Origin of the sequence: Pseudoalteromonas sp. Isolate6 (assembly GCF_022398435.1) — a bacterium.
Classification (GTDB): Bacteria; Pseudomonadota; Gammaproteobacteria; order Enterobacterales; family Alteromonadaceae; genus Pseudoalteromonas; species Pseudoalteromonas galatheae.
In genome coordinates, this window is the sequence record NZ_JAKEVK010000377.1 from 1 (window position 1) to 1,321 (window position 1,321).

The 1,321-nt window shown below is 49.1% G+C and carries 1 pseudogene; it reads right to left on the reverse strand.

Features of this window, described 5'->3' with window-relative positions:
• Positions 1–86 precede the first annotated feature (86 nt).
• Positions 87–338: pseudogene (locus L1D50_RS23610) on the reverse strand (hypothetical protein); the annotation flags it as partial.
• Positions 339–1,321 lie beyond the last annotated feature (983 nt).

The following is a 1,321-nucleotide window of genomic DNA, read 5'->3' on the forward strand; positions in this document are numbered from 1 at the left end:
TTTCTATGGTTTAATGATTTATGCTGCGTAAAGTCACTAGGCGCCTTACGTGATGGCGGATTAACTTTGTTAACAGGGGCACCTTTGAGATCGTTTCCTTCTGGAGCTGAAAGCTCCGGCGCTTTAGATTTCTTCGGCACATTGGTAACGCCAACCTGTGGTAACTCCCCTTGATATTCATCCAGTGCTTTATTAACTCGCTGCCCGATTTCTTGGGCGGCTTGTTGCATATGCTGGTCGATTTTGGGGGTGATGTCGTCTAGGCGTTTTACTGTGGCTTGCATGCCTTCGATGGCGGCGTCTGGGAGCAGTAGGTCGTAGTGCCAACTGGTAGACATGTCATCAAGTGAATCGCGCAGGCCTTTGACGATGTTTTTAACTTCCGTGGCGGATTGTTTTCCTAGGTCTTGCCAGTTGATGTCTCTTAGGTATTTAACTGGGTCGCCTTTGCCTAGCTTGCGAAGTACCGCAAGCGCAGCCGAGAGGGATTCTCCGGTATTTTTTAAGATAACCTTGCCCACGCCTTTGACGGCTGAGCCCACTACTGGTACTAAACCAATACCCGTTAGGGTAAAGGCAAGCCAAGCGTCGGTGTCGTTGGCTTCATCATCGTCGGTCAGTAACATGACATTGGCGATGATATCTCGTAAATCCATGACTTGGTCAATAATTGGTATCATGGAAATCAAGGTACCTACCACGATTTGTGACGTAGAGGGGTTTTGATTAAAGTCGCCTTGCAGTGTGCCCCATAACCAATCACCAGCTTGGGTTGCAATGCCATTGGCTTCTATCAGTGGTGCGGTATTGCCGCTGCGTACCATTTCAGCCGCTCGCGCTGGGGTGATTTGTCCATACAGTGGGTTTTTAAGGCGATTATCTTCTGGCAGGTAATCGCGTTTATCCTCACCATATTGCACGGTGTATTGACCGGGTGGGGCATTCTCAATTTTTGCTTTACCGCTGTCGTCTAAGTTACCAGTCAACTCTGTGCCGTTTGCAAATCGAATGGTATAAGGTGCGCCCATAATTGGGCTGCCATCTTGATAGGTATAAGACAGCTCAATGGTACTGCTCATCATAGTGGCAATGCCATCGGCGGCCAGTGAGAGTCGAGCATTCTCAGAGAGGGCTTGAATTTGCGGCACACTCGGCATCGTGGCGCTTTGTTTACCGCCAATATCTTGCTCCATGCTGCCGTCAAACACGGTCATGGCTTTGCCTTTTAAGGTCAGTAACTTGTCTGCAAAGATGTTGACGTTACCACTTGAGTCAATGCTGATTTCACTGCCGCCATTGGCAAGGGTGAGGTTGCCAGAGC